The following is a 24427-nucleotide window of genomic DNA, read 5'->3' as shown; positions in this document are numbered from 1 at the left end:
TGTACCTCTTTAGAGGGTGGTATGTTAGTTGTACGATTAATGCCGCAAGGCAGGGGGATATAATGCTAACACACACAACAAAATCACTATTAGCGTTACTGGTTTCGGGTGCGTTAAGTTCAGCTACATATGCAGCACCAGAAAACTTAGCCGATTTTCATGCTGAAATGGGTAGTTGTGATACTTGTCACGTTAATAAAAAAGGGCCAACTGACGACAACTTAACCTATGAAAATGCCCAATGTACCAGTTGTCACGGCACTCTAAAGGAAGTTGCCGAAACAGAGCGAGAAGGTATTGTTTCACCACATCAATCACATTTAATTGGCGATGTTAGCTGTACCTGCTGTCACTCTGGGCATGAAAAGTCAGTCACTTACTGTGATTCTTGCCATAGCTTTGAATATCAAATGCCATTTTCGGGGAAATGGCAGCGTGAGTTTGTGCCAGTTAATGCCGACAAAACAGCACAAGATCAAGCGATTGCTAAAGGTGCAAAAGAAACGACCGATGTGGTTATTATTGGTTCAGGTGGTGCGGGTTTAGCGGCGGCCGTTTCTGCACGTAATCATGGTGCTAAAGTTATTTTATTAGAAAAAGAACCAGTGGCTGGTGGTAATACAAAATTAGCCGCAGGGGGCATGAATGCGGCAGAAACCAAAGCCCAAGCAACACTGAAAATTGAAGATAAAAAACAAGTTATGATCGATGACACCATGAAGGGGGGCGGTAATCTTAATGATCCTGCATTGGTAAAAGTGTTAGCGAATAATTCATCTGATTCCGTTGATTGGTTGACAGCATTAGGTGCAGATTTAACCGATGTTGGCCGTATGGGAGGCGCGAGTGTTAATCGTAGTCATCGTCCCACTGGTGGTGCAGGCGTTGGCGCACATGTGGCACAAGTACTTTGGGATGCTGCAATAAGCCGTGATACTGATATCAGGCTTAATAGTCGTGTTGTGCGCATTATTGAAGATGCATCCGGCAAAGTCACCGGTGTCTTAGTTAAAGGTGCATACACAGGTTATTACGTGATAAATGCAGACTCGGTTGTTATTGCAACAGGTGGCTTTGCTAAAAATAATGAACGTGTGGCTAAGTATGACCCTAGCTTAAAAGGCTTTAAATCTACTAACCATGCTGGTGCTACTGGCGATGGATTAGATGTTGCTGAGTTAGCAGGCGCTGCAACCAAAGATCTTCAATACGTACAAGCGCATCCAACTTACTCACCTGTGGGTGGCGTTATGGTGACTGAAGCAGTCCGTGGTAATGGTGCAATTTTAGTTAACCGTGATGGTAAACGTTTCGTTAATGAGCTAACCACACGTGACAAAGCATCGGCTGCTATTTTAAATCAAAAAGGCGCCAGTGCTTACTTAGTATTTGATGACTCAGTGCGTAAAAGTTTGAGTAAAATAGAAGGTTATATTCACTTACATATAGTTAATGAAGGCAAAGATTTAAACGAGCTTGCTAAAAAACTCAACATGCCTGACGCAGAGTTAACCAAAACATTAGCTGATTACAATGGAATAGTTAAAGCGGGCAAAGATACTCAATTTGAACGTCAAGACTTACCTCGAGAATTAGCATCTGCTCCTTATTATGCTATCGAAGTGGCACCAGCTGTACACCACACCATGGGTGGGGTGGTTATTGATACTGAAACCGAAGTAAAAGGCGTCAGTGGTAAAAATATTCCTGGGATGTTTGCTGCTGGAGAAATTACTGGTGGGGTGCATGGTACCAACAGGCTCGGCGGTAATGCGATTTCAGATATTGTCACTTTTGGTCGTATTGCCGGAGAGCAAGCAGCAAAATACGCTAAAGAGCATTAAGATAAGCCGTTATTTGTTTTGCAATTGGCGATTTACATTCTCAGCGAGCCCTTCATCAGGCTCGCTTTTTTGTTGTTATGGCCCGCCATAAATAGGGCGAAACTACTCACATTTTCGATTTTTGTAGCGACTTATTAACGACATCAATGCGTCATTCACATACACTGGATACAAAATTGAGTTTGCTGACAAACTGGCTGGTAGACCTAACGCGCTTTTAACTAAGAGTGAGTCTAGAAATACAGCAGTATTGTTAAGCCTTTAGCTGTAGGACATATTATGAGAATTGGTTTTTTTAGTGCTAAAACATATGATATTCATCACTTTAATCGCACAAATAAAGAGTTTGGTGCACAAATTGAATATTTTGATTATCGACTTTGCATGCAAAATGCCAAACTGGCAGAAGGCTTTCAAGTTGTTTGTGCTTTTGTTAACGACTCATTGTGTGAAGAAGTATTAGTTGAGTTAGCCAAAGGGGGCACAAAAGTCATTGCGATGCGCTGTGCAGGCTTTAACAATGTTGATTTGGTTGCGGCAAAGCGTTTGGGAATGCAGGTTGTTAACGTCCCTGCTTACTCGCCTGAATCTGTCGCTGAGCACAGTGTTGCGTTAATGCTAACCCTTAATCGTAAAATTCATAAAGCGTATCAACGTACACGTGATGCTAATTTTGCCCTAACAGGGTTAGTTGGTTTTAACATGTTTGGTAAGACTGTTGGTGTTATTGGTACCGGTAAAATTGGTCTAGCGACCATTAAAATACTCCAAGGTTTTGGTTGTAAAGTTTTGGCATATGATCCCTATCCTAACCCCGCGGTTACTAAGTTAGGGGTTGAATATGTCAGTTTGGATGAGATTTATCCGGTATGCGACATCATCAGTCTACATTGCCCTTTAACTGCGGATAATCATCATTTATTGTGTCAAAGCAGTTTTCATAAAATGAAAAAAGGGGTGATGGTAATTAATACTAGCCGTGGCGGTTTACTCAATGCGATAGATGCAATGGAAGCCTTAAAAGAAGGTCAGCTTGGATCATTAGGGCTAGATGTTTATGAAAATGAGAAAGGATTATTTTTTGAAGATAAATCCAGTGAAATAATTCAAGATGATGTTTTTCGGCGCCTATCAGCATGCCACAATGTTATCTTCACTGGGCATCAAGCCTTTTTAACCGAAGAAGCCTTAAACGCGATAGCCTTAACCACTTTGAATAATGTTAAAGCGCTGCTAGCAGGTGACAAATCTGGCAACGAGCTCTGTTAACAGAGACTCATTATTGATAGATTGGCGTCTTATGGCGCCAATTTTTTGCAAGAGGCATTATGATTATTTCAACCCAAGTACATGATATTACCACGCCTACAGGCACAATGCGCACCACGGTATTTCGCCCTGATCAAGCAGGGCAGTTTGCTAGTGTGATTTTTTATTCTGAAATTTTTCAGTTAACTGCGCCAATAGCGCGTACCGCAGCCATCATGGCGGGGCATGGTTTTGTCGTGTTGGTGCCTGAAGTCTTTCATGAACTTAATCCTATAGGGACAGTATTGGCTTATGATGATGCAGGCAAAGATAAAGGCAACCAAGATAAGTTTGCCAAACCGCTTGAGCACCATGACAGTGATACCCAGGCATTAATTGATTTTGCACGTTCGCAAACCTATTGCAGTGATAAAGTTGGCGCAATGGGCGTATGTATTGGCGGTCACTTAGCGTTTCGTGCTGCATTGAATCCTGATATTAGGGGCGCATTTTGTTTATATGCAACCGATATTCATTCTAATACGTTACCGTGCAAGCCTGATAATGATTCGCTTACCCGTGCGAGTGATATTAAAGGTGAGTTGGTGATGGTGTTTGGCAAGCAAGACCCACACGTTTCAAGTGAAGGGCGTAAAGCTATTTATCATCAGTTAGAGCAAGTAAACGCTAATTTTAGTTGGTTAGAAGTGAATGCTCAACACGCCTTTATGCGCGATGAAGGCGAGCGTTACGACCCCGCATTAGCTATGCAAATGTATTTGCAAGCGGTGGCTTTTTTTCAGCGAACCTTGAATTAAACTTCACTGTTTTAATGGTGTTATTATCAAAAATCCTCGAAAGCGTGAAATTGTCACTATGATAGACAACAAAAAGGCGCTTCAGGCGCCTTTTACGTTTTACAATTGAGGTTAGTTTATTATAACCGTTTGGGAATAACCCGTTTAGCGGTGACTTTTTGTTTGGTCGGCGCGTCATTCGCTAGCTTAATCACCCCTTTTTGGAGCATTAAACTATTTGGGTAAGTCATTACATCACCTGAGTCGCGTTTAAGCAGAATATGAAATAAGGATATTTCTACGATTACCCCAGACATATCTTCATCTTTTTCAACAATTTTGATCCGATCGCCAATGCGGTACGGAAATACGAAAAAGATCAATACGCCTGCGGTAATATTACTCAAAATAGACCATTGAGCAAACAGGGCCACACCTAGTACAGCGAATGCTGATGAGACGAATAATGACACTTCTTGGTAGCCTAAACCCAATGAAATGGCAATAACGGACAAGGTAACAAAAAACATAAAATATGAAATCAGTCTCGTCACCAATCGGCTACGCACTTCACTAACCTGTTTTTTAATGGCTTGAATTTTAATCCACTTCTTTAGCTGATTTTGGGCAATGATAAACATCCCTAAATACAGCAACACCATCATAGTTTGATTCAACATAACACGTCCTAAATAATACAATCTCAATATGCAGTTGTGATCAGTTATAATACGGCTTTTCAAGCAATTTGGCTTGTTGATTAATTTAAAGTTAATTTAATTTATTTTAAATTTAAAGATGGAATGATATGTCTGATTATAAAGTGTTACACACAAGTGCCGATGAGTTTGGTGACATATTTGTGCTTGATGATGGCCACTTTAGGGTCTTATCATTTGGTGATAATGATGAACAAAGTAAAATGGATAAAACAGAGCCTTTTGTCCCTCAGCATACCTATGTGCAAGCTATGTTATGCGCATTAATGGCAAAGCAGCCTAAAAGTGTGGTGATTTTAGGATTAGGTGGTGGTGCGTTAGTGCATGCTTTACGTCATTACGATGCGGCGATTAAAATCACTGCCGTAGAGTTAAGGGAGCAGGTTATTCACGCCGCTAAACGATTTTTTCAATTACCCATAGGTAAAAAGCTGACTGTTATTCATCAAAACGCTAATCATTTTCTAAAGGCTGGTGATTTTAAGAAATGCGATATGTTGTTTGTCGATATTTACAGTGAAAAGGGAGTTGACCCAACACTACTATCCGCTGAGTTTACCGAGCAATGTTACTTAGGGCTTAAAGCCGACGGGATATTGGTACTTAACTGCTGGAAAGAACACCGTAACAACACGACATTACTCAGCCACTTACAGATGCACTTTAGTCATATTCATGCGTGTTTAACTGGCGGGGGCAACTGGGTTGTTTTTGCTACAAATCAAAGCCAGGGGCTTGCTGCAATGAGTAATAAAGCCAACCAGCAAACTTTATCCCAATCGTTAGATATTAATATACCTAGGGTGCTCACCCGTTTTGAGCCTTGGCAGTAATCGCTATTTTTAAACATTCTACTATTCAATATAATAAATCGATAACGGATTATGGTTCAGTTGTAAAACCGATTAGGATGATAGATTTTATCCGTTATACATAATTAACCTGTCAGCGTATTCTAACTCCATCGAAACAGGGCGCAGTTTTAAAGCAAGATTAAATTAAAACTAAGTCCACATTAAAAAACCTTACTAAGTTAATTAATACAATGGAGTTAATCATGACACAATCAATTATCAACAGCACTATCAAGCCATTCAAAGCCACAGCATTTCACAACGGCGCATTCGTTGAAGTGACAGAGCAAGACTTATTAGGCAAGTGGTCTGTAGTGTTTTTCTACCCAGCTGACTTCACCTTCGTATGTCCTACAGAATTAGGTGATATGGCTGACCATTATGAAAAGCTTCAATCAATGGGCGTAGAGGTTTACTCAGTATCAACTGACACTCACTTTACTCACAAAGCATGGCACTCAAGTTCAGACACTATAGGTAAAATCACCTATCCAATGATTGGTGACCCAACGGGTACTATTACTCGCAACTTTGGTGTGATGATTGAAGAAGATGGTTTAGCACTGCGTGGTACTTTCGTTATTAACCCAGAAGGCCAAGTTAAAGTAGCTGAAATACACGACCTAGGTATTGGCCGTAGTGCATCTGAATTACTGCGTAAAATTCAAGCTGCTCAGTATGTTGCTAGTCACGATGGTGAAGTATGTCCAGCTAAATGGCAGCCAGGTGAAGAAACGTTGGCGCCATCAATCGACCTAGTCGGTAAGATTTAAGGCTAACTGCTAACGCGAAATAGATGACTCGTTAGATAGTATATCCAGCCAGTTAATGCCCCTGCATTAACTGGCAATCTCCAGCCTTGCACTCTTTTATTTTTTCCAATCTTTGTTTCCCTTAGACAAATATCATTCTTAGGAGTTGTTATGTTAGATACCAACGTAAAAAATCAACTGAAAACTTATCTTCAGAATCTTAAACATCCAGTTGAGTTAGTGGTATCAACTGATGACTCAAAAAAATCAGCTGAGCTTAAAAGCCTAGTACAAGACATAGTCGATAGCTCTGCACTGGTTAGCAGTATTGAAGCTACAGGAATACGCAGTCCAAGCATGACAGTGATTAACCCTGAATTAACTACCAGCATTACCTTTGCAGGCTTACCTATGGGTCACGAATTCACTTCTCTGGTATTAGCTTTATTACACAGCGGCGGTCACCCAATTAAGCTAGACGCTGACACTATTGAGCAAATTCGTTCTTTGCCAGGTGAATACCATTTTGAGACTTATGTGTCATTAAGCTGCCAGACATGTCCTGAGGTTATTCAAGCACTGAATATGATGGCGGCAATTAACCCAAATATTACCAATGTGATGATTGATGGCGCGTTATTTCAACAAGAAGTTGAGCAGCGTAATATCATGTCGGTTCCATCAGTTTACTTAAATGGTGAGTCATTTTCTGTAGGCGCTATCAGCGTTGTAGAAGTATTAAATAAGCTAGATAAAAATGCGGGTAGCCGCAAAGCGGAGCAATTAAACCAAAAGTCAGCATTTGATATGTTAGTTGTCGGCGGCGGTCCAGCAGGTGCTTCTGCAGCAATATATTCTGCCCGTAAAGGCTTGGTTACTGGAATAGTGGCTGAAAAATTTGGCGGCCAAGTTGCGGAAACTGTCGGTATTGAAAACTTTATTTCAGTTTCTAAAACAGAAGGACCAAAACTGGTCGCAAACCTTGAAAATCACGTTAAGGATTATGATGTCGATGTGATGGAAAACCAGAAGGTAGTTAAGTTGGCATCAAACGGTTTATTCGATGTTGAACTGGCTAATGGTGCTATATTACAGAGCAAAACAGTGTTACTGGCAACTGGCGCAAGATGGCGCGAAATGAATGTACCAGGTGAGAAAGAATACCGTGGTAAAGGTGTTGCTTATTGTCCACATTGTGACGGGCCATTATTTAAAGGTAAACGTGTAGCTGTAATTGGTGGTGGTAACTCAGGTATTGAAGCAGCCATTGACTTAGCGAACATTGTTGAACATGTCACTGTGCTTGAGTTTGATAGTATTTTACGTGCAGATGAAGTGTTGCAACGTAAAGCAAAATCTATGGGTAATATTACTATTATTACCCAAGCACAAACGACCAAGGTGAATGGTGATGGCAGTCGTGTTACTGGACTAACCTATACAAACCGTCAAACAGGTGACAGCCATGAGGTGACTTTAGCGGGTATTTTTGTACAGATTGGTTTGGTGCCTAATACGGAGTGGTTAAAAGGCATTGTAGATTTAACGCCACGCGGTGAAATTATCGTTGATGCACGTGGTCAAACATCGATACCTGGTGTGTTTGCCGCAGGTGATGTGACTAATATTCCCTATAAGCAAATTATTATTGCTATGGGCAGCGGTGCAACCGCCTCGTTAGGTGCATTCGATTATTTGATCCGTCACTCTGATAATGCTGCAGAGCAAGCTGCATAATTAACTCGACTTGATTATTGGATTAGACTTGGCCAGAGTGTTTTTGAGTTTTCCAATTTAGTATCTTATTCAAGCCAGCTTTTTTGCTGGCTTTTTATTTTGAGGACTCACTTTGTCTATTTGGACTTGAGCAATTACAATTACCTTAACCAAATAATAAGAGCATGCATCAAAATGACCTTTGAGCAGCAACTGCACAATGAAACACAGCTTTATTTAAAGAAAAGCTTTATTGGCCTAAAGCTACTTTCGCTTGGTTTATTGCTGTTAGTGTTAATAAATCGGCCTTGGTATATTTATGGTGAAATACCGCTAACGAACATGCTGTTATCTATGCTGCCCTTAATGCTAAGCTTGTTTCTTACTGATACTATAGCGAGTAAATTACTGCCTAAAAAAATTAACTCTTCATATTTTTCATTTATATTCTTGTTTCTCAGTTGGCTTATTTTTACCACTTCACTGTTAATTTATTCTGCCAGCTTTATTGGCGCGGCTATCACGATTACTGATATGTTGGTGCTGGCATTTGGCATATCACTTTTTCCTAATCGAGCAATGTTCTTTAGCATAATTGCTATTTTATCAGCTTATCACCTCAGTATTAATGTGTTGTATGTGACCTCAGAACTGTGGTTTTCAGGTATTCGCTTATTGTGCTTTGTGGTGATAGTTTTTGCCGGACATCATGTTACAGAAACATGGTTTAAACGGGCGATACAAAAAGATATTGATAACCAAAGATTAATCAAAGAGCTAGAAGAGTTGGCTATTAAGGATGGACTGACCCAAATCGCTAATCGACGTCATTTTGATGATGTCATTAACAAAGAAATTGCCAACAGTGAACGAACTAAGCAGCCACTGGCAATAATCTTAATTGACATCGATTTTTTTAAAAAACTTAATGATAGTTTGGGGCATCAACAAGGTGATAAATGTTTAATTAGCTTTGCTAATATGCTTAAAAATATCGTTCATCGTCCGCGTGATCTTTGTGCAAGATATGGTGGGGAAGAATTTATATTATTGCTTGCTGAAACAGATCTTGCTGGCGCGATTATCGTGGCGGAAAAAGTCAAACAGCAACTTGAGCAATTAGCTATTTTACACCCTGACTCCAGTGTGAGTGATAAGGTCACTGTGTCGCAGGGTATTGCTGTTCTACTGCCCGGTATGTCTGCAGATGAATTATGCCATTTAGCTGATGAAAAACTTTATCAAGTAAAACGCACGTCTCGAAATCATTTTGCCTATTAAATTAGCTCATTTTAACATAATGAAAGCTTTCAATTATTTAGTTTAGTTTATGCTTGCACAGCCGATAAACAAAGATGATGATAATCAATAGGACTAAAGATAGATTTGTTATAATTTTTTACACCAATTAAGGCATCTGTTGACTATGATTACAGATATCGATCTTTTTTAGGTTAAGTAAAAACAAAAATAAGTGCCACAGCCTCTCACGGACCGAGATATGTTAAAAATTTTAGCTCTGTGAAATCTTTAATAAGATTCACTATATGTCGATAATCGCTTGGGGGCGAAGTATGAATTGGTTTAATAACATGTCCATTTTTAAAAAAGTGGGATTAATATTCGTATTGTCTGTGGTCATATTTACTGTCAACTTAGCAATTAGCATAGTGGCAATAAATAAAAACCAAGACACCATGAACTTTATGCAGAGTAAGGTCAGCGAGCGTGTTGAACTTGCCAATCAAAACGTTATCTTTGTGCAGAGATTAGATGAGTTATATACACAATCGGTTTCTTTTGCTGACGAAGATTTATTGGCTAATGCCACTAAGGTGTTCAAGTCCTTAGATTCAAATCTCAACAAACTCAGTACAATAGATGGTAATCAGTCACAAGCGTTATCATCATTATCTCGCTCACTTGAACAATATAATGAAATGACCTCTAAGCTGGCTCGTGGCATGCTCGATGGCACCATAGACATGAGTCAAGTAGGTCAAATTAGTCACAAAAAATCAGAAATATTTGACACGCTGACTCGGGGGATTAATCAATATAAAATCGATAAAGTCGATGAGTTTTCATCAACCCTTGCTGAAGCCAGTAATCGTTCCGAACAAAGCTTATATCTCACCTTAGGTATTGGTATTGCCCTATTAATTATCATGGCTATTGCAACCATATCTATTGCTCGTTCAATCAGCAGCTCTGCCAGTGACGTGGCAAGCTCGTTAGGCGAGTTAGCAGATGGTAAAGGTAACTTACGTCATCAATTAAAAGTGATTGGTACCGATGAGCTTGGTCAGGTATCCAGTAACTTTAATCGTTTCTTACGCTTGTTAGCTGACTCAATTCAAGGCGTTGTGAGTGTAACCAATCCATTATTGGACAGCGCTAAATCTTTGAAAGAAAGAATGTCCTTAGCGACCAAAGCAACTCAGCAGCAAAGCCAAGATGCGCGTAATGTACAAGTTTCGATGGAAGAGATGCGTCATTCTGTCAATAATATTTCACTTAGCGCGCAACAAGCTGCAGAAGCTGCGCAAGAAGCAGAGCGTGAAGCGACATCCGGGTTGGCTGTGGTTCAACGTACAATTAATATTTCACAAGAGTTAAATAAAGGTATAGAGCTAGCCTCTAACTCTATTAATGAATTAGCCAAGGATACTGAAAGTGTCGGTTCTATTTTAAACGTGATCACCTCGATTGCGGAGCAAACTAACTTGTTAGCACTGAATGCCGCAATTGAAGCAGCACGAGCGGGTGAACAAGGTAGAGGCTTTGCGGTTGTGGCTGATGAAGTGCGCGCGTTAGCATCTAAAACGGCCGACGCAACCAAAGAAATTCGTCAAGTATTAGACAGATTAAAAGTTGCTGCAGTGTCATCTGTTTCCACTATGGATGCGGCAATTACCAAATCATCAGACAATGAGCGTTATGCCAAAGATACTGGTGATGTACTTAAATCTATTCAATCCAAAATTGTCAGCATAAATAGCATGAATACCCATATTGCATCAGCGACTGAACAACAATCAGTTGTGGCTGAACAAGTGGGCGGAAATGTCATTGAAATGAATGAATCATTTGAGAACACCTTAAATATCTTAGGTGAAGTACATAATATTTCTCAAGGATTAGATGATTTTGCAGTGCAACTTAAAAATGCAACCTCACAATTTAAGTTATAAATATTAGCCCTGATTAAATGATAGCTGAGTTGATATAGTGTAAAAAAATGGCGCTCAAGTGAGCGCCATTTTCGTGTATTGCCGTTAGTAATTTCTATTGTTCAATTTTATCTTGTTGAGCTTTATTTAGCTTCAGTTCAGCTTGTTTCACTTCAGCTTGTTTCACTTCAGCTTGTTTCACTTCAGCTGGTTTCACTTCAGTTAGTTCAACTTCAGCTGGTTTCACTTCAGCTTGTTTCACTTCAGCTTGTTTCACTTCAGCTGGTTTCACTTCAGCTGGTTTCACTTCAGTTAGTTCAACTTCAGCTGGTTTCACTTCAGCTGGTTTGATGTCAGTTTGTTCAACTTCAGCTGGTTTGACGTCAGTTTGTTTAACTTCAGCTTGTTCAACTTCAGCTGGTTTCACTTCAGCTGGTTTGACGTCAGTTTGTTCAACTTCAGCTTGTTCCACTTCAGCTTGTTCCACTTCAGTTAGTTCAACTTCAGCTTGCTTAACTTTAGCTTGTTCAAATTCAGCTTGCTTAACTTTAGCTTGTTTGGCTTCTTCTAGTTGAGTTTCTTCTAGTTGAGTTTCTTCTAGTTGAGCTTCTTCTAGTTGAGCTTCTTCTAGTTGAGCTTCTTCTCGTTGAGCTTCTTCGAGTTGAGCTTTATCGAGTTGCGATTTACCGAGTTGAGATTCTTCTAGTTTGGCTTCATCTAGTTTGACTTCTTCTAGTTGAGCTTCATCTAGTTGAGTTTCATCTAGTTGAGTTTCATCTAGTTGAGTTTCATCTAGTTGAGTTTCATCTAGTTGAGTTTCATCTAGTTGAATTTCATCTAGTTGAGTTTCTTCTAGTTGAATTTCATCTAGTTGAGTTTCTTCTAGTTGAGTTTCTTCTAGTTGAATGAAAGGTTGAAACTCGGGGTTACGTACTAGGGTTAATTCTTTAATCAAATTATCCGCATGATCAACTTGATCCATCATCCACAATATATAGCGAATATCGACATGAACAGCGCGAGTGATAGTTGGGTTAAAGAACCAGTCTTTGGTAATAGCTTCGTATGTAGAGTCAAAGTTTAAACCCACTAGCTCACCTCTACCATTGAATATCGGTGAGCCTGAGTTGCCGCCCGTGGTATCGACACTCGATAAAAAGTTAACCGGAACCGAGTTAAAATCATCTTTAGGCTCAATGCACGATATAAGTCTACACAGCCAAGAGCGTGGATCGTTATATATCGACTGAACAGTATGTTTACCATAATCGTTAGTCGCGATAGCGGCTAATAACTTAATCGGGGCATTATATGGCTCTGCTCCTGTATGTTTAGCAGCAATACCTTGCAAACGGGTGAATGGCTGCTTGTATAAAGCATCTTTAGACTGATAACCATCAACCATGCCATAAGTTATCCGTAAAGTACGGTTTGCATCAGGGTAAACAGGCCAGTTATTGGCTTTATAGTAAGCTATTATCGCAGCCATATACTCGGGACGAGCTTTAGATAATTTACCCTCAATGACCTTACTTTCTTGTTCCAGTGCCATATTAGTATCATGTAACTCAACCGCTAAGCGGATGAAAGGGTCTGTGCTGGTTTGAAATTCTTCAACCGTTTTATCTATCCAAGCTAATCGGGTTGCTTGATCTGTTAGCTCTGTTGACGCATATATGCCATGAATTTTGGCGACAAATCCTTGGTGGTCAGAACTATTGTTTAGTGCGTCATCGAATACTTTAACTTTTAAGGGTTGTGCAATATAGGCGTTTAAATCCTGTAACCATAAGGTTTTATCCACTTCAATATCAAAGCTGCTATCAATACGCTTCAGGCCTGCACGGAACATTTTCATATCACGTTTTTGGTAACCTGATTCACGCATAGCATCAGGTTTTTGCTTTTCTTGTGCTAAACGGTACAAACTTTTAGCAGCAAGCAGTAAGGCACTTGATTGCGCGTTTTCAAAATAATAGTTAATTTGATCATATTTCTGTTGTTCAGCAAGTAAGACTTCAAGCTCTTGAATTAATAGTGGGTTAGCAGATTCATCCTTTTTTAACCATGCTAAAAAGCCGTCTTCTCTACTTTGTTTTATGCCGACAATATCGGTCGCTTTAAAGCCATCTAATAGACCATTAAGCTTCTTCATCCTATTTGACATCGAAGCCATAGTGCCGGCATATTTAATCGCGATGTTTTTATCTATATTTCCCATTTGGGTGATAGTGTCAATTTGTAACAGGTAGCGGGCAGCAAGGGTTGGGTATAACCAATCACTGGCAAATTTAAGTTCACTAGTGAGGTTGTAACGACTAGTCGATCCCGGGTAACCGGCGGCAAATACACCATCGCCAGCCTTAACACCGTCAGTATTCACTTTTAAATAGCTTTTAGGTTGAAAAGGGACATTGTCTGCCGAATAAGTTGCAGGTTTACCATTTTTGCCAACATAAGCGCGCAAAAAGGTGAAATCACCCGAGTGGCGAGGATATTCGTAATTATCAATATCACCGCCATAGCCACCAATACTTTCAGGTGGTGCATAGACTAAGCGGACATCGCGAATGATAAGCTGTTTTATCAGGAAATATTCTAGACCGTTATGATAACTATTTACTGAACAATGGTAGTTATTATCGGCTTCACATATTTTAATTAAACTTTTGCTGTTAGTTTGAATTTGTTCATATCGAATTAACGGCTCATCACTTAAATCCGCAGTAACAAGCTGAGTAACATCTGTTACATTTTCAGTAATGTATAAACGTTCATTAGGACCTGCAGAAGGCTCATCGGCCATTGTTTTAGCTAAGAAGCCATCAGCAAGGTAATTGTGTTCTTTTTTACTGTTATATTGAATGCCGCGATAGGCGCAATGATGATTTGTGACAACTAGGCCTTGGGGAGACACGAAACTGGCGGTACAATAGCCCAAACTGACAACCGCATTCATTGGATATTGACCTAGATCAGCAAGTTGTGTTGCGGGAATTTCAATACCGCGTTCAATCAGTTTATCGGCGATAGAAGGCATCTGGTAGGGTTGCCATTGGCCTTCATCTGCATAGGCTAAAGCCGATGACAACACTAAAGCGGCTATCAATGTAATACGCATGTTTTTTCCTTATGCAGTTTATTTTTCCGTATGTTTACAATCGCCGCTGGGTTAATATCACTCAGCTAAATTCGACAACGGTGTTATACCATATTTTTTGCAAGTCGTTAGAATTTTGGAGTGTTAATGTCGCAACAATCAACCGCATTTAGAGCAAGAAATAGGCAGAAAGACGTCGAAGTAAATGCCTTAAAGTTACCTCCTCATTCAATAGAGGCAGAACAGTCTGTGCTGGGTGGACTTATGCTCGATGCCGAAGCATGGGATCGCGTAGCTGAAGCGGTTGTAGCGGAAGACTTTTATTCTCGATCGCACCGAATGATTTTCAATGCAATGCAACGTTTAATGGAGCGAGCTCAACCGATAGATCTAATCACGGTATCTGAACAACTCGAAATTGAAGATCAATTAGATGATGCCGGCGGATTTTCTTATTTAGGTGAAATTGCTAAAAACACCCCTAGTGCTGGCAACATCTTATCCTATGCGCAAATTGTACGTGAACGCGCAGTGGTGAGAGACATGATTAGTGTTGCCCATGAAATAGCTGATGCGGGTTATAATCCTGAAGGAAGAAATTCAAGTGATTTATTAGACTTGGCTGAAAGCAAAGTATTTAAGATTGCAGAGTCTCGGGCTAATTCAAGTGAAGGCCCAGAAGGAATAAAATCCATTCTGGAAAAAACCGTCGATAAAATTGAGCAGCTTTATAACAATCCCCATAATGGTGTAACCGGTGTTTCTAGTGGTTTTGCTGATCTTGACAAAATGACCGCAGGTTTTCAGTCTGGAGACCTGGTCATTGTTGCAGCGCGTCCATCTATGGGTAAAACGACGTTTGCGATGAATTTGTGTGAGCAAGCCGCCATGAACGAAGATAAGCCAGTGCTTATTTTTAGTCTAGAGATGCCCTCAGAACAAATTATGATGCGTATGCTGGCCTCTTTAGGCCGCGTTGACCAAACCAAAATTCGTACAGGTCAGTTAGATGATGAAGATTGGGCTCGAGTGTCATCAACTATGGGTATTATGCTTGAGCAAGGCAAAATGTATATTGATGATAGTTCAGGCTTAACCCCAACAGATGTGCGCAGTCGTGCAAGACGTATTGCACGTGAGTACGGTGGTTTATCGATGATCATGATCGATTACTTGCAGCTAATGCAGGTGCCAGCGCTCAAAGATAATCGTACCTTAGAGATTTCTGAAATCTCTCGTTCATTAAAAGCCTTAGCTAAAGAGCTTGAAATTCCAGTGGTTGCCTTGTCTCAGCTCAACCGTTCTTTGGAGCAACGAGCTGATAAACGCCCGATTAACTCTGACTTACGTGAATCAGGGGCAATTGAGCAGGATGCTGATCTTATTATGTTTATCTATCGTGATGAAGTTTATAATGACGATACAGAAGACAGGGGCACAGCCGAAATTATTATTGGTAAGCAACGTAACGGTCCAATTGGGCGTGTTAGGTTAACTTTCCAAGGGCATTTCTCACGATTTGATAATTATTCAGGGCCGCAATTCGAAGAAGATTAATATCATCGATTACCTGTTTAATTTAACAACATAATTAACGATGGTTTAGCTTTGCGGCCATCATTTGTTTTATAAGGCCATTTTTTGAAACCTTTTCCCCGCGCTGAAATTAGTCGTCACGCATTGAAACATAATCTTGCCAGATTACGTGAGATAGCTCCCCATAGCCAAATTATGGCGGTAGTAAAAGCCAATGGTTATGGCCATGGGTTGTTAAATGTCGCCCAATGCGTCAGCAATTATGACGGTGGAGCCGATGGATTTGGATTAGCAAGATTAGAAGAGGCACTTGAACTACGTAATGGCGGAGTGCAAGGGCGCTTATTATTGCTTGAAGGCTTTTTTAGGGCCTCAGATCTGCCATTAATTGTTGGAAATGATATTGAAACCGCCGTTCATCATGAATCACAGCTGCTGATGTTAGAACAAACGAGTTTGTCCAAACCGGTTAAAGTGTGGCTTAAAATTGATTCTGGTATGCACAGGTTAGGATTCAGTCTTGAGCAATTTTCTTCTATTTATCAGCGCTTAATCGCTTGCGATTCGGTCGCTAAACCGATTAACTTAATGACCCACTTTGCCTGTGCCGATGAACCCGACAACCCACTGACATTAAAGCAAATGAAAGCATTTGAAGACCTGATTGCTGGGCTTGATGGTGAACGAACTTTAGCGAACTCTGCCGCCACTATTTTTTGGCCACAAAGCCAAGCAGATTGGGTACGCCCCGGAATTGCGCTTTATGGTGTATCACCAGTAATGGGTGATAAAGGCATTAATCATCAACTCATTCCAGCAATGGAATTAGTGTCTAATTTAATTGCAGTACGAGAACATAAAGCCGGTGACTGTGTCGGTTACGGGGCAACTTGGCAAGCAAAAGAAGATACTTTACTAGGTGTTGTCGCCATAGGATACGGAGATGGTTATCCCCGTAATGCACCTGAAGGAACGCCGGTATTGGTTAATGGACGCAGAGTGCCGATAGTGGGCCGAGTCTCAATGGACATGCTGACAGTCGATTTAGGCATAGATGCCACTGACAGTGTCGGTGATAGCGTGCAGTTATGGGGAAAAGAGCTTGCGGTGGAAGAGGTTGCGGAACATATCGGCACAATAGCGTATGAACTTGTGACCAAATTGACTCCAAGAGTCGTGGTCGAATTGTTGCCTTAAGGGAAATCGACCGCTTCAACTTTCGATTACAGATTACAGATTAGCGAGCGAGCCCTTAAGTGATGGCATGCTCGCTTAAGTCTATCTAGCGTTCAAGTCTTGCACTAGGAGTCTTATTCTTCTTCAAAGCATATTTCAATAAAAGCCATACCGTATTCATGAGAGAATGGCATCATAATTTTTTTGCCTTTGGCTTGATGTGAAATAGTGTGATTCTTTCCTGATACTACCGCAGGGGTCGCCATATCAAAATCATAACCTTTACTGCTGAGTAAATTTTTAGCTCCGCCAGTGACCATATTGGTAATTTCACCCACTAAATCAGTAATATCTGCGTTAATACCGCTCGGCTTTTCACCTAACATCTTATTCATAATCTCTAGAATAAGTGGCTCTTCGAAAGTAATCGACAGAGACCCTTTAGTTTTAGGCCCCACCATACCAATTAAACCTGAGACATCTCCTTTAGCAAGATCATGATTCTTCAATTGTGGTTTGCCTGGCTTAAGGTCCATCGTAGCCATTGTCGATATCACATTTACTAACGAGACAAGAAAAGGGTTAATAAATTCAACGTTCATATTAAATTTGATCCTTATAGGTAAATGCAGTTAAGGGGAAAGGTAATTAGACTATAAATTACTCTAGCATTAACTCACAGTCTAGAACACCCTTCATTATTTGGGTATCTGAACCTAAGATATACATGATATAATTATCCCATATCGCCAGCTTATTGCAGGCCCGTCTCTATCTTAGTTATATCTTCTTTAATGATGCTGTGGTTATCACTATAGATTAACTAGGGTGGCCGCTTCAGATACAAATATTGGTTTTTATGACTGCTAATGTAAAAATAGATCGCACTTTTTCAATTGCTCCTATGCTGGATAGAACGAATTACTCTATAACTTATTGATTTTTAATGCTGCTTATTTTTCTGGGGTTCCTATTGGGCACCCAATTATTTTTTTAATGGTTTTGGATACCTGTAATTCCCCGTAAAAATTAAAGTTATTCAAAAAATAAATATTATTTTCCTTTTAATATTTTTGGGTAATGTACATTATTGATTTTGCTTGGTAGTGTAGATTAGTAATTTGATATATTTGTGATAAAGCTAGTCGGAATAATTTTACTTTTAAGTTGGCTGCTGTATAATTTGCCGTCAATTTTAGGATGATATTTACTAAGTTAGAAGGGAGATGTTATGGCTATTAGTAGCGAAATTGCTAAAGCAATTTTAGATCGTGCTCAAGAAAAGTCTATATCCATAACCCCATTGAAGCTTCAAAAATTGATGTACTATTGCCAAGGCTATTTTTTAGCAGCTTATGGTGAAAGAATGTTTGATGAGAATGTCAAAGCTTGGCAGCATGGTCCCGTTGTTGAATCGGTTTATCATCAATATAAGGGTTTTGGTAGTCTTCAAATTCCTCATACTCCCGGTGTTTCTTTTACAAGTTTAAGTGAACAAACCCAAAATATGATTGATTATATTCTTGATAGTTTAGGTGCTTTTGGCGCCTGGGCTTTACGAAATAAAACACATAATGAAGCACCTTGGATATCATCATATAATGCAGCTCATGCGGGGAATGTGGATATTACAGATGCTAAAATGACTAATTTTTTTACATTAGAATTAGCAAATGAACAAGATTTTCAATTAGCAAAAATCTTGGACTCGTCTGAAAAAACCGGTATCAGAAGCAATCTCCTTGAGTTGCCTCACGATGTCAATACAGAAGAAGATTTCGTTAATTGGATTAATGGATAGCAGGTATCAATGCATGGAGCATAACGTCTATTTTACAGAAGAATGTAAATTACAATTACAATCTTTGTCTGAAGAGGCTCAAAAAAAGCTTTTTAAGCATTTCGTTCAGCCAATTAAGAATGGACTTACGCCTTCTGAGCTTGAAGGAAAATATAAGCCTAGTTGGGAAATGGAGTTCATAAAAACTCAAATGCAGCAGGCATTTGTCCAACAAGCCAAGGCTGAAAAATTATTTCACTATCACTTTGGTTTTCGTTACTACAAAGATGGTAAAGATCCTAAATATGGCGGTAAAGTTTCTGATGGGATTGTACATATAAAACAGAATGAATTTTCAAATCCTCAGGTGACAGAGCATATTGTTTTTGATGTGTGTCTGGAGCATCCTAGCCCCTTTAAAGTTCCTTTTCTAAAAGATAAAACCAAAGCCGCATAATTTTAGTATTTTAGAAGTTTTAATATTTATCTCCTCTTTTAGTCGCTCTCTAGCTTCTTCATGCTGCTTGCCCTGTATGCGTAGTTTTGAATCGGCAGTGCTGACAAATAGCTCTGCATCGGCTTGTGCATTAACGATAATGCAAGGGTTGATACTCTACACTCGCGTAGCTCTTGCATGTCGTATGCGCTCAATGCGCTGTTGGATGCCTTCTGCCTTAATGTGTGAGCCGCTTTTGAAGTTGCTTCAGCTCTGCTTCTCGCAATGCCTTTTTCACGTAGGTATTTTTTTACTTGGTATTGGCTTAAACCGAGTTTTGCAGCAACCTGATCACCACTCATGTGTTCATTTATGTAGTAGTCTTCAATTAGGTCGCTGAGTATTAATGCCATTGCTGCGCTCATTACTTACCTTCCTTAGCCAGTTTTTCTGCTAGCGCTTTCATAAACTGCTGGCATGAACCGACCTGATCGCGAGGCAGGGCGTACCATTGGCGTAATGCTTGTTTGATTGCTTCTGACTGTTTCATGTAAACCCCTTATGCTGCTTTTGCAATTTGTGTGGATTGCTCTGGCAAGTTTGCTCTTACCAGCGCTTCTGATAATTGAGGTGGTACGCTATTTCCAACCCGTGCGACTTGCTGCTTCTTTGTCGATTTTCCGTTGTAATCGCTAATGACGTAGTCCGAATTAAAGCCTTGGCATGCAAATAGCTCATGTGGTTCAAGCATACGCAAGCCAATATCGACTATTTGATACGGTTCACCTTTGATGATCACTAGGCCAAAACGGTCATTGGTGGTAATGGTGTGCAATGGTTCGTTGCATGCAACGCCGTCTTGCTCGTTACCGTAGTATTTGATGAAGAAGGCTCTCACTTCGCCAAGGTGTAAACCGCCAGCTGTGATGGTATGAGCAGGTTCAGTCATTTCAAAACCGATGTTAGTACCACGCATCTTGACCATGTGGCTAGTCACCAGTGCAAAGTGGCCACCTTTAACTTCGGCGCAAATGGTTCTTAATGGTTCATCAGCAGGCATGTTGCGTTGAGCACTGGCGTTAGCACATTCCGTTATGAATGGCGTTATTGATGCTTGTGCCGGTGCAGTAAATGGGTTGGCTGAGTCGATAACAAACTTTTGAATGCCTTTGGCTATTCGCTTCATTGTGTTTTCGGCTAGTGGGCGTTTGCGGCCAAATATTGATTTACAGGGTATCGACCAATCGATACATTCTGCCGCCGTTCGCCAAGGTTTTAACTCACCTAGTTTTACAAATTCACTATTTGGTGCACCGTGAGTTGGGTGTGGCCATACAATAGGCTGGTTGTCGCAGCGAGCAATCATAAAGAAACGCTTACGTATTGTTGGTGCCCCATAATCACAGGCCCGCATTTCACGCCATTCAACTTTATAACCAAGCCCTTTTATTAACTTAGCAGTATCAACAAGGCCAAGTGTATCAACGCACTCATTAAGTGCTGGATGGGCTATATCAATGCCAGTACTTAACATATTTACAAAGGCTTCGAATGTTTCGCCTTTCAGCTCTTGGTTTGGTCGCATGTCACCAGTATTAGGGCATTCAATTAATGGCCCCCACGTTTTAAATTCTTCGACGTTTTCCAGCATGATTACTTTTGGACGCACTTTCATTGCCCAGCGAATAGTTACCCATGCAAGCCCGCGAATTTCTTTGTTTACTGGTTTACTGCCTTTGGCTTTTGAAAAATGCTTACAGTCTGGGCTAAACCATGCCAAATCAACTGGCTTACCTGCAGTGGCTTGCACTGGGTCAATATCAAATACTGACTCACAGTAATGTAATGTGTCTGGGTGATTCGCTTTATGCATAGCAATAGCATCAGGATCATGGTTTATAGCGATATCAACACTGCGACCGACTGCCCAAGCAATACCAGTACTCGCACCACCACCGCCAGCGAAGTTATCAATGATTAATCCATTCATGCTGCGTACCCTTGTAATCTAAGTTTTGAATCGGCGGTGCTGGCGAACAGCTCTGCATCGGCTTGAGTAAAGTCGCTAACTTCAATAGCGTTGAATGTTTTGCACATGCCCCAGCCGTTGTAGTTGTTGGGTTTATAAGTTGCTTCAACTTGTTGCTGCTCGTGCATTAGCGTGAAGAACGGTGTTGATAAAGTGACAACCCCTTGTTTGGTGCTGAACGTTTTGGTTACCTTATTCATGCAGTTGCCCTCATTGGTTCAGTTCGCTCAAGCATGGTGCACAATTCTGCGATAACTTTGCTTGGCCGCTGCTTTTCAAGTAACAGTTTGTTAGCTATTTCACTTAATACAGATTGTCGATAATCGTTGAACTTGTTGGGGTTGGCTTTAAAAGCTTCTTCAACGACATACTGCACTTCGCTTGGCCATTTACTATTAGCTGCTTCTTTATGCTTATCCTGAGCAATCATGTGTTCGATGTCGATTTGCTCACCTTGTTCTGAATCATCTGGGCGGGTTTCAATTGTTCCTTTAATGGGTAATGCTGTTGGTGTGTGGTATGCAGCTGCATTGATAATGTCTAATAGCACTTTGCCATCGCGTAATAAGTCTTCTCGATTGATATAACCCATCCGCTCGCCTTGCCATTCTTTGTCGAATATCGCTATGGCACAGGCAAAACCTGCGCTTGATGCAGCCTGTTTTTTGTTGGCTGGCCTGAACCAAGCGGGTAGGTCAAAACTGATACGTCCACGTATAAAGCAAACATGATCGGCATCTTCTGGCCACCATACTTCACTGGTTGCAGACTTTATTAAGTAAACTACTTTGGCGCCTTTATCGCGTTCAATGCGTGTTTTATCGATGATGTTGCGCATACCAGTAATGGCTTGGTCATCTTCGTAACTTGAACGTGAATAAGGTGGGTTTGCAAATGCTTTGCCACCTTTTAAGTCTTCTGCCCAGTCTTGAACTAATGCGTTATCTTCCACTGTGTAATAGTTGGCGCATTTATTGTTTTCGCCATCTGTGAATAGGTCTAAAACAAATGGGCCGAACTTTGCGAATACACCCCAAAATAGTGCAGGTGGTGTTTGCCACTGATCGCCAACTTCTTTTAGGTAATGAACCGGCTTTGATATCATGGCTTGCAGTATTTCTGAATATTGACTCATTTATGCCACCTTGCTTGGTTCAAATTTATAGCCAAATTTCACCCAATCATGCTCTTTGAGCATTTCTGCATTGCGTGCCACTTTTTCAAGGGTATTTATGGCCCGTGATAAGTTACTTTCTTTCACTTTGTTTTTGATTGCTGCAACAGTATCTTGATGGCCTACTACAAAATGGTCGGTTAATGCCGAAATAATGGAGGGTGATTTAATTTTGGTGAATCGAAGTAGCAGCTGCAGGCGTTCGGTACTTTCTCCGCCTTGGATTAGGTATTTCATTATTTATCACCCAATATTTTAGAAACATGAATAGGTGTATCACCACTAAGAATGCCTAATAACAAGTCACCCAATACTGATAAGTAATGAAAGTAAGTAACAATTAATAACCAAGAAAAAATCAAATCAAACCAGTGAAAGAAGCCATTCCCTGCAATAGCTACTTCAAGTGAATAACTTAAAATTTGCTCAGAAATGAATATACCGAAAAATAACCAAGTCAACTTTTTCACGTCCATTGCAACAAGCGATATAACCCAACGGTCTATTTTGCTTAATTTAACTTTCATGCTGCACCGCCTTTCTTATCTTCAAGAGCAGATTGCAATTTACTTAACAACTCTATTGCTGCTTTTTGTGTAAAAATCTGCTTTTTATTATTTAGAACAATCTCAATTGGGAATTGTTTGTCATTAACTTTGTTTACTAGAATCGACATTTAAAATCCCTCTTAATCGAACGCGTAGTTAAACCAGTATTCTGGTTTGCCTAAAACTTTACTTTCTTCTGGTGGTGAATCCATCATGGCTATTTGTTCTAATGCGTATTCGGCTTTTGCTAATGCATCAGCGGCTAGTCTGCGTTGTGATAACTTACGTTGCTGATAAGCATCCCAAGCCATTTTTTTAGTTTGGTGACAAAGACGCTTGCCTTCACCGTTCAATACAAAGCGTTTTTTTGAATACTTCGACCTAATAACCCAAGCGCCTTTTGGGGTTTGCTTTACTTCATCAAAAACTTCTAACTGTAACTTAACGCCGACTTCATCAACATAATCGGCATATCGGTAACGTTGGCTCATGCTAAATCCTCGATGCTAATACCTAACTCTAGGGCTAGTTTGATGTCTTCAGAACGGCGTCTTGCTGCAGCTTTTGCTTTAGCTTGATCACTAATGGCTTTATTGATTGCTTTGCGGTCGCGGTATTCAGTGTCGTCGTTGATGATGCCATTGAAGCCGTTGCGACTTTTTAACTGGCCATCCCATTCAATGTCTGCTTTGGTCACTGTTGGTTGTTGCGCAGCAGGTTTTGAGTTAGTGACTTTCAACACGGCAGGATTTTTGTGTTTAGGCTGATAGGTGCCGCGCTTTTGCTCGAGGATCCGCTCACGGTTCGCCTGGTAGTAGGCTCGCGCTGCTATTTGCTTTTGGGTGAGTTGGTTCATGCTGCAACCCCTTGTGGTAGTTGCCCAGCGTCACGGCCGCACTCTAAAACAAACTTAGGTACACTAAGTGAATCCTCTTCTAATCGTGCTGGCATTATCAGCGCAACTACTTCACGGCTTAGCCCTGCAACTACTAAAATTGCATCATTAGAGCTATAAAGATAAACAGATACAGCGCCATATTTTTGCATCGATGTAAGCTTGTTTAAGCCAGTGAGATAATGAGTGTTAAGGCCGATATTTTTCGTTGGTTTTGGTTCACCCAAACCTTTAAATATTCGGCTTGCCACAGGGAACTGGCCGTCTATTGGCTTAATGAATTCGATGTAACTGACAAACTCACCATCATCTAAGATACTTTCATCTAAAGGGAATTCGCTGTATTCAATAGCGTTAACTAAAGCTTTGCCTTTAATTATGATGATATTTTTTGATGAAAAAATGCCACGGCCTTTTTTCTTTGATGCCGACAATAAGCCTTTGCTAATTGGGAATATGTATTCCCCATCACTAAAGCCGTCTTTATCATGAATAGTGACTAAGCGGTGCCCATCTGTTGCCGTTAATACCACGCCTTGTTCTGAGTGTGGTTTAATATGAAAGCCATTTAAAAAATAACGAATGTCAGCTTTTCCCATAAATTCATAAAGCATTTCTAGATATTGGTTGTTAAACAAAATATTCATAAT

25 protein-coding genes and 1 pseudogene are annotated in these 24427 nt (G+C 40.4%); 12 read left to right on the top strand and 14 right to left on the bottom strand.

The annotated features are described in order from the left end of the window. The first annotated feature begins 62 nt into the window (after positions 1 to 62). The 3 genes from ACRWP9_RS18515 to ACRWP9_RS18505 all read left to right on the top strand — a co-directional run bounded on the left by ACRWP9_RS18515 (position 63) and on the right by ACRWP9_RS18505 (position 3910). Positions 63 to 1844 (top strand): flavocytochrome c, encoded by a 1782-nt coding sequence (locus ACRWP9_RS18515; protein ID WP_434927210.1) that lies wholly within the window; start codon positions 63 to 65, stop codon positions 1842 to 1844. Between the two features lie 279 nt (positions 1845 to 2123). After that, positions 2124 to 3113: a 2-hydroxyacid dehydrogenase gene (locus ACRWP9_RS18510; protein ID WP_434927209.1), complete on the top strand. Its 990-nt coding sequence runs from the start codon at positions 2124 to 2126 to the stop codon at positions 3111 to 3113. A gap of 59 nt (positions 3114 to 3172) precedes the next feature. Next, complete coding sequence (locus ACRWP9_RS18505) at positions 3173 to 3910, top strand: dienelactone hydrolase family protein (RefSeq protein WP_434927208.1); 738 nt, start codon at positions 3173 to 3175, stop codon at positions 3908 to 3910. A gap of 119 nt (positions 3911 to 4029) precedes the next feature. Here ACRWP9_RS18505 and ACRWP9_RS18500 read toward each other — a convergent pair whose 3' ends face one another. Further along, entirely contained in the window at positions 4030 to 4569 is a 540-nt protein-coding gene (locus ACRWP9_RS18500) for a mechanosensitive ion channel domain-containing protein (protein WP_434927207.1), read from the bottom strand. A 128-nt stretch (positions 4570 to 4697) separates the two neighbouring features. On the opposite strand from ACRWP9_RS18500, the gene ACRWP9_RS18495 reads away from it, so the two are divergent. From ACRWP9_RS18495 to ACRWP9_RS18475, 5 genes are all read left to right on the top strand, one after another. After that, positions 4698 to 5441: a spermidine synthase gene (locus ACRWP9_RS18495; protein WP_434927206.1), complete on the top strand. Its 744-nt coding sequence runs from the start codon at positions 4698 to 4700 to the stop codon at positions 5439 to 5441. Between the two features lie 224 nt (positions 5442 to 5665). Beyond that, positions 5666 to 6235: an alkyl hydroperoxide reductase subunit C gene (gene ahpC / locus ACRWP9_RS18490; protein WP_434927205.1), complete on the top strand. Its 570-nt coding sequence runs from the start codon at positions 5666 to 5668 to the stop codon at positions 6233 to 6235. A 150-nt stretch (positions 6236 to 6385) separates the two neighbouring features. Further along, positions 6386 to 7951, top strand: coding sequence for an alkyl hydroperoxide reductase subunit F (gene ahpF / locus ACRWP9_RS18485; protein ID WP_434927204.1), 1566 nt, complete (start codon positions 6386 to 6388; stop codon positions 7949 to 7951). Positions 7952 to 8125: 174 nt separating this feature from the next. Further along, positions 8126 to 9211, top strand: a complete 1086-nt coding sequence (locus tag ACRWP9_RS18480; RefSeq protein ID WP_434927203.1) for a GGDEF domain-containing protein — start codon at positions 8126 to 8128, stop codon at positions 9209 to 9211. 311 nt (positions 9212 to 9522) lie between these two features. Next, positions 9523 to 11124, top strand: a complete 1602-nt coding sequence (locus tag ACRWP9_RS18475) for a methyl-accepting chemotaxis protein (RefSeq protein ID WP_434927202.1) — start codon at positions 9523 to 9525, stop codon at positions 11122 to 11124. Positions 11125 to 12028: 904 nt separating this feature from the next. On the opposite strand, the pseudogene ACRWP9_RS18470 reads toward ACRWP9_RS18475, so the two are convergent. Further along, a pseudogene (locus ACRWP9_RS18470) lies at positions 12029 to 14224 on the bottom strand (S46 family peptidase); the annotation flags it as partial. 126 nt (positions 14225 to 14350) lie between these two features. On the opposite strand from ACRWP9_RS18470, the gene dnaB reads away from it, so the two are divergent. Together dnaB and alr are read left to right on the top strand one after the other, a co-directional pair. Beyond that, a complete protein-coding gene (dnaB, locus tag ACRWP9_RS18465; RefSeq protein ID WP_434927201.1) occupies positions 14351 to 15760 on the top strand; it encodes a replicative DNA helicase in 1410 nt (469 codons plus the stop codon). Between the two features lie 84 nt (positions 15761 to 15844). Continuing rightward, positions 15845 to 16936 (top strand): alanine racemase, encoded by a 1092-nt coding sequence (gene alr / locus ACRWP9_RS18460; RefSeq protein ID WP_434927200.1) that lies wholly within the window; start codon positions 15845 to 15847, stop codon positions 16934 to 16936. A 113-nt stretch (positions 16937 to 17049) separates the two neighbouring features. Here alr and ACRWP9_RS18455 read toward each other — a convergent pair whose 3' ends face one another. Beyond that, the gene (locus tag ACRWP9_RS18455) at positions 17050 to 17517 is read right to left on the bottom strand and encodes a chemotaxis protein CheX (RefSeq protein ID WP_226413222.1); all 468 of its coding nucleotides are present in this window, start codon (positions 17515 to 17517) and stop codon (positions 17050 to 17052) included. 629 nt (positions 17518 to 18146) lie between these two features. Here ACRWP9_RS18455 and ACRWP9_RS18450 point away from each other — a divergent pair. Together ACRWP9_RS18450 and ACRWP9_RS18445 are read left to right on the top strand one after the other, a co-directional pair. Then, complete coding sequence (locus ACRWP9_RS18450) at positions 18147 to 18716, top strand: Panacea domain-containing protein (RefSeq protein WP_434927199.1); 570 nt, start codon at positions 18147 to 18149, stop codon at positions 18714 to 18716. A gap of 13 nt (positions 18717 to 18729) precedes the next feature. Further along, positions 18730 to 19152, top strand: a complete 423-nt coding sequence (locus ACRWP9_RS18445) for a hypothetical protein (RefSeq protein WP_434927198.1) — start codon at positions 18730 to 18732, stop codon at positions 19150 to 19152. Positions 19153 to 19190: 38 nt separating this feature from the next. On the opposite strand, the gene ACRWP9_RS18440 is transcribed toward ACRWP9_RS18445, so the two are convergent. Genes ACRWP9_RS18440 through ACRWP9_RS18390 form a run of 11 tightly spaced genes read right to left on the bottom strand, consistent with a single transcriptional unit; the run spans position 19191 to position 24424 of the window. Continuing rightward, the gene (locus ACRWP9_RS18440) at positions 19191 to 19556 is read right to left on the bottom strand and encodes a hypothetical protein (protein WP_434927197.1); all 366 of its coding nucleotides are present in this window, start codon (positions 19554 to 19556) and stop codon (positions 19191 to 19193) included. Next, on the bottom strand, positions 19556 to 19681 hold the full coding sequence (locus ACRWP9_RS18435; protein WP_434927196.1) for a hypothetical protein: 126 nt from the start codon (positions 19679 to 19681) through the stop codon (positions 19556 to 19558). The genes ACRWP9_RS18440 and ACRWP9_RS18435 overlap by 1 nt, the downstream gene beginning before the upstream one ends. A gap of 9 nt (positions 19682 to 19690) precedes the next feature. Then, a complete protein-coding gene (locus ACRWP9_RS18430; protein WP_434927195.1) occupies positions 19691 to 21121 on the bottom strand; it encodes a DNA cytosine methyltransferase in 1431 nt (476 codons plus the stop codon). After that, positions 21118 to 21360: a hypothetical protein gene (locus tag ACRWP9_RS18425; protein WP_432364970.1), complete on the bottom strand. Its 243-nt coding sequence runs from the start codon at positions 21358 to 21360 to the stop codon at positions 21118 to 21120. The genes ACRWP9_RS18430 and ACRWP9_RS18425 overlap by 4 nt, the downstream gene beginning before the upstream one ends. Continuing rightward, on the bottom strand, positions 21357 to 22295 hold the full coding sequence (locus ACRWP9_RS18420) for a phage N-6-adenine-methyltransferase (protein WP_434927194.1): 939 nt from the start codon (positions 22293 to 22295) through the stop codon (positions 21357 to 21359). The genes ACRWP9_RS18425 and ACRWP9_RS18420 overlap by 4 nt, the downstream gene beginning before the upstream one ends. After that, positions 22296 to 22571, bottom strand: a complete 276-nt coding sequence (locus ACRWP9_RS18415) for a PapB/FocB family fimbrial expression transcriptional regulator (protein WP_434927193.1) — start codon at positions 22569 to 22571, stop codon at positions 22296 to 22298. After that, the gene (locus ACRWP9_RS18410) at positions 22571 to 22861 is read right to left on the bottom strand and encodes a hypothetical protein (RefSeq protein ID WP_434927192.1); all 291 of its coding nucleotides are present in this window, start codon (positions 22859 to 22861) and stop codon (positions 22571 to 22573) included. The genes ACRWP9_RS18415 and ACRWP9_RS18410 overlap by 1 nt, the downstream gene beginning before the upstream one ends. Then, a complete protein-coding gene (locus tag ACRWP9_RS18405; protein WP_434927191.1) occupies positions 22858 to 23010 on the bottom strand; it encodes a hypothetical protein in 153 nt (50 codons plus the stop codon). Before ACRWP9_RS18405 ends, ACRWP9_RS18410 begins: the two co-directional genes overlap by 4 nt. 12 nt (positions 23011 to 23022) lie before the next feature. Beyond that, positions 23023 to 23373, bottom strand: a complete 351-nt coding sequence (locus ACRWP9_RS18400; RefSeq protein ID WP_434927190.1) for a hypothetical protein — start codon at positions 23371 to 23373, stop codon at positions 23023 to 23025. After that, positions 23370 to 23738, bottom strand: coding sequence for a hypothetical protein (locus ACRWP9_RS18395; RefSeq protein WP_434927189.1), 369 nt, complete (start codon positions 23736 to 23738; stop codon positions 23370 to 23372). Before ACRWP9_RS18395 ends, ACRWP9_RS18400 begins: the two co-directional genes overlap by 4 nt. Next, positions 23735 to 24424, bottom strand: a complete 690-nt coding sequence (locus ACRWP9_RS18390) for a hypothetical protein (RefSeq protein WP_434927188.1) — start codon at positions 24422 to 24424, stop codon at positions 23735 to 23737. The genes ACRWP9_RS18395 and ACRWP9_RS18390 overlap by 4 nt, the downstream gene beginning before the upstream one ends. Positions 24425 to 24427 lie beyond the last annotated feature (3 nt).

It is taken from the genome of Shewanella sp. HL-SH2 (genome assembly GCF_051164935.1).
In the GTDB taxonomy this organism is placed as follows: domain Bacteria; phylum Pseudomonadota; class Gammaproteobacteria; order Enterobacterales; family Shewanellaceae; genus Shewanella; species Shewanella glacialimarina.
Note: the sequence above shows the minus strand (reverse complement) of the source record. Positions and strands in the feature narration are given on the sequence as shown.

Bases quoted from the DNA above. Each gene is read 5' to 3' on its own strand.
- ACRWP9_RS18515 (WP_434927210.1), top strand. From the start codon at position 63: ATGCTAACACACACAACAAAATCACTATTAGCGTTACTGGTTTCGGGT.
- ACRWP9_RS18510 (WP_434927209.1), top strand. From the start codon at position 2,124: ATGAGAATTGGTTTTTTTAGTGCTAAAACATATGATATTCATCACTTT.
- ACRWP9_RS18505 (WP_434927208.1), top strand. From the start codon at position 3,173: ATGATTATTTCAACCCAAGTACATGATATTACCACGCCTACAGGCACA.
- ACRWP9_RS18500 (WP_434927207.1), bottom strand. From the start codon at position 4,569: ATGTTGAATCAAACTATGATGGTGTTGCTGTATTTAGGGATGTTTATC.
- ACRWP9_RS18495 (WP_434927206.1), top strand. From the start codon at position 4,698: ATGTCTGATTATAAAGTGTTACACACAAGTGCCGATGAGTTTGGTGAC.
- ahpC (WP_434927205.1), top strand. From the start codon at position 5,666: ATGACACAATCAATTATCAACAGCACTATCAAGCCATTCAAAGCCACA.
- ahpF (WP_434927204.1), top strand. From the start codon at position 6,386: ATGTTAGATACCAACGTAAAAAATCAACTGAAAACTTATCTTCAGAAT.
- ACRWP9_RS18480 (WP_434927203.1), top strand. From the start codon at position 8,126: ATGACCTTTGAGCAGCAACTGCACAATGAAACACAGCTTTATTTAAAG.
- ACRWP9_RS18475 (WP_434927202.1), top strand. From the start codon at position 9,523: ATGTCCATTTTTAAAAAAGTGGGATTAATATTCGTATTGTCTGTGGTC.
- dnaB (WP_434927201.1), top strand. From the start codon at position 14,351: ATGTCGCAACAATCAACCGCATTTAGAGCAAGAAATAGGCAGAAAGAC.
- ACRWP9_RS18455 (WP_226413222.1), bottom strand. From the start codon at position 17,517: ATGAACGTTGAATTTATTAACCCTTTTCTTGTCTCGTTAGTAAATGTG.
- ACRWP9_RS18450 (WP_434927199.1), top strand. From the start codon at position 18,147: ATGGCTATTAGTAGCGAAATTGCTAAAGCAATTTTAGATCGTGCTCAA.
- ACRWP9_RS18445 (WP_434927198.1), top strand. From the start codon at position 18,730: ATGGAGCATAACGTCTATTTTACAGAAGAATGTAAATTACAATTACAA.
- ACRWP9_RS18440 (WP_434927197.1), bottom strand. From the start codon at position 19,556: ATGAGCGCAGCAATGGCATTAATACTCAGCGACCTAATTGAAGACTAC.
- ACRWP9_RS18435 (WP_434927196.1), bottom strand. From the start codon at position 19,681: ATGAAACAGTCAGAAGCAATCAAACAAGCATTACGCCAATGGTACGCC.
- ACRWP9_RS18430 (WP_434927195.1), bottom strand. From the start codon at position 21,121: ATGAATGGATTAATCATTGATAACTTCGCTGGCGGTGGTGGTGCGAGT.
- ACRWP9_RS18425 (WP_432364970.1), bottom strand. From the start codon at position 21,360: ATGAATAAGGTAACCAAAACGTTCAGCACCAAACAAGGGGTTGTCACT.
- ACRWP9_RS18420 (WP_434927194.1), bottom strand. From the start codon at position 22,295: ATGAGTCAATATTCAGAAATACTGCAAGCCATGATATCAAAGCCGGTT.
- ACRWP9_RS18415 (WP_434927193.1), bottom strand. From the start codon at position 22,571: ATGAAATACCTAATCCAAGGCGGAGAAAGTACCGAACGCCTGCAGCTG.
- ACRWP9_RS18410 (WP_434927192.1), bottom strand. From the start codon at position 22,861: ATGAAAGTTAAATTAAGCAAAATAGACCGTTGGGTTATATCGCTTGTT.
- ACRWP9_RS18405 (WP_434927191.1), bottom strand. From the start codon at position 23,010: ATGTCGATTCTAGTAAACAAAGTTAATGACAAACAATTCCCAATTGAG.
- ACRWP9_RS18400 (WP_434927190.1), bottom strand. From the start codon at position 23,373: ATGAGCCAACGTTACCGATATGCCGATTATGTTGATGAAGTCGGCGTT.
- ACRWP9_RS18395 (WP_434927189.1), bottom strand. From the start codon at position 23,738: ATGAACCAACTCACCCAAAAGCAAATAGCAGCGCGAGCCTACTACCAG.
- ACRWP9_RS18390 (WP_434927188.1), bottom strand. From the start codon at position 24,424: ATGAATATTTTGTTTAACAACCAATATCTAGAAATGCTTTATGAATTT.